Below are 2,386 nucleotides of genomic sequence, written 5' to 3'. Positions count from 1 at the left end.
GGACCGGGTGTCCGATCCGGTAGGTGTCTCCGGTGGCGATCGAGGTGCGTTGCTTGAGCGTGCGACCGTGGCCGCAAGGGACGCCGGCGAACTCGAACGAGCACTCGCCCTGGCGGAAGCGGCCCGGGCCGAACCATCCGTCGAGTCCGATCCGATGCGCCTGAGCAGCCTGCTGTACCTGCAGGCGAAGGTGGCGGGCGACCTCGGTCGCGACGACGCCGTCCACTCGGCCCTGCACGCTCTCGAGCATGTCGAGCCCGGATCGGCGACGCTGCCGCGCGCCCAGCTGCTGGCTTTGCAGGCGGCGCGTTACATGCTCGATGGGCTGCATACGAAGGCGGTCGCCTCGTCGATCGAGGGGATAGCCGCGGCCGGGGCCGCCGGTGACCGTGACCTGGAGTTCCGTTGTCACCACGTCCGTGGGTCATCCTTGGTCCACCTGGGGCGGGTCGACGAATGCTACGTCGCCTTCGAGGAGAGTCGCCGGCTGGCCGGTGGTGATCCGCGACTGCTCGTCAGCTATCACATCAACTACTCCGACGCGTTGAACCTCATCGGCCGCTATGCGGAATCAGCCATTGTGGCCCGGGAGGGAATCGATCTGGCGGGAGAGGTCGGCCTGGCGCGGAGCCTGGGCACCATGCTCTCCGGTAATGCGGCTGAGCCTCTGCTGGCGCTCGGCCAGTGGGACGAGGCGGAGCAGCTGATCACTCGTGCGCTCGAGCTCGACCCTCCAGCTCGGTACTACTGGCAGATACTCATCCTGCGGTCGTGGCTGAGTTTGCAGCGAGCTGAGCTTGCGGCGGCGTCGCAGGCGTTGAACGAGGTCAAGGCCCGGATCGCGGGACGGCACCCAGGGCCGCAGTATGCCATCCCGTTGGCGAAGGTAGCCGCGGAGATCGCACTCGCGCAGAATGAGCCCGACAAGGCGTGGCGTCAGGTCCGTGACAGCCTCGACGAGCCACGGGAGATGAACCCTGCCAACGACTTGCCGTTGCTGGCGGTGGGAGCGCAGGCGCTCGCGGCCATCGCCCGGCAAGGCGGTGAGCTGGACGGCACCGAGGCCACACGGGTGCTGGCACGCGCCGGCGACTACCGCGACTGGCCGACGGCGCCGGTTTGGCGGACGCTGACCGTCGCCGAGCTGGCCAACGGTACCGGCGACGATCCGGCGGCATGGGGGGAGGTTGTCGACGCCGTCAGGTCAGCAGAAGGACCAGCACATCTGAGGCCATATGCCGCCTACCGTCGGGCGGAGGCACTTCTCGGATGCGGAGACCGGGATGCTGCTGTCCAGGCGCTAAGCCGGGCCGCGGAGGGCGCGGACAGCCTGGGAGCCGGACTGATGCGCGGATGGATCGACGACCTCAGCCGGCGAGCCAACCTCCCGGCGCCGCCACGCATGCGTTCGGGGGAGTCGCATTCAGCGGCGCGGTCGACGGCAACGTTGCCGGAGTCAGCCGAGGGTGAAAACGCCACCGACTCGACGCTGGGCCTGACGGTCCGCGAGCGTGAGGTACTCCGATTGGTGGCGGCGGGGCGAAGCAACCGGGAGGTCGGTGAGGCGCTGTTCATCAGCACCAAGACGGCGAGCGTGCACGTGTCGAATATCCTCTCCAAACTCGGCGTGTCCAGCCGAGGTGAGGCCGCTGCCGTCGCGCATCGCCACGGCCTCGATTGATCATTCCGTATCCGGACGCCCGTGATGAATACTCGCCCCTGGGCGGCTTCGGCACGACCTTCCGGCAGTTCGCGGTTATCGCATACCTGATACCGGCTCGCCGGCGCGGTCGTGAGCTCGTTCGGTTCTGCCGATGAGTGCGAAGGCCACGAGTAAGATCCCTAGCAACGCCGGTAGAGAGTATGCGCCACTCGTCGTCACTCGGTCGGCGAGGGCGCCCGCAGCGGTGGCCCCCAGGCTCGTGCCCAAGCCCATCGCTGCCGAGGCCCAGGCCATCGCCTCTGTCTGAGACCGGTCCCCGGCGCGGTAGGCGATGCGAGCGAACCCCGCCCCCAGCGCGGGAGATGCGCCCGTGCCTGCGACCAGGCACACCGCGATCAGCCACCATCGCTCGTCGCTGAGCGGAAGAAACGCAACGGATGCCGCCATGACGATAGAGCTGATGATGACGATTCGAGCGGGTCGCATGGCCGCTAGTCGAGCCCCTGCCAACAGTGCTACCGCAGCGCTCCCGACCGCCCAGGCGGACAGCGCCAGACCGGCATCGGTAGGACGCCCGTTCTCTACCGACAGCGCGACTAGCAGCACTTCGATCGAGCCTAGGAACAGGCCCGCCGCGACGAACCACAGGAGGAAGCGCCAGAGCGGCTTCACGACGGACGGACGACGCCGTCGGCGTCGTCTCACCGGGACATGCTCCGCCTT

At 68.2% G+C, this 2,386-nt stretch carries 2 protein-coding genes; one reads left to right on the top strand and one right to left on the bottom strand.

Translation table 11 applies throughout. From position 1 onward, the window contains the following. Positions 1-1,681, top strand: a 1,681-nt coding sequence (locus ELR45_RS18305) for a helix-turn-helix transcriptional regulator (protein ID WP_240759851.1), incomplete at its 5' end; no start/stop codon positions are given. A gap of 75 nt (positions 1,682-1,756) precedes the next feature. Here ELR45_RS18305 and ELR45_RS18300 read toward each other — a convergent pair. Beyond that, positions 1,757-2,386: MFS transporter (locus ELR45_RS18300; RefSeq protein ID WP_129667673.1), on the bottom strand; the 630-nt coding region annotated here is incomplete at its 5' end.

The organism is Phytoactinopolyspora endophytica (genome assembly GCF_004138495.1).
Taxonomy (GTDB): domain Bacteria; phylum Actinomycetota; class Actinomycetes; order Jiangellales; family Jiangellaceae; genus Phytoactinopolyspora; species Phytoactinopolyspora endophytica.
Note: the sequence above shows the minus strand (reverse complement) of the source record. Positions and strands in the feature narration are given on the sequence as shown.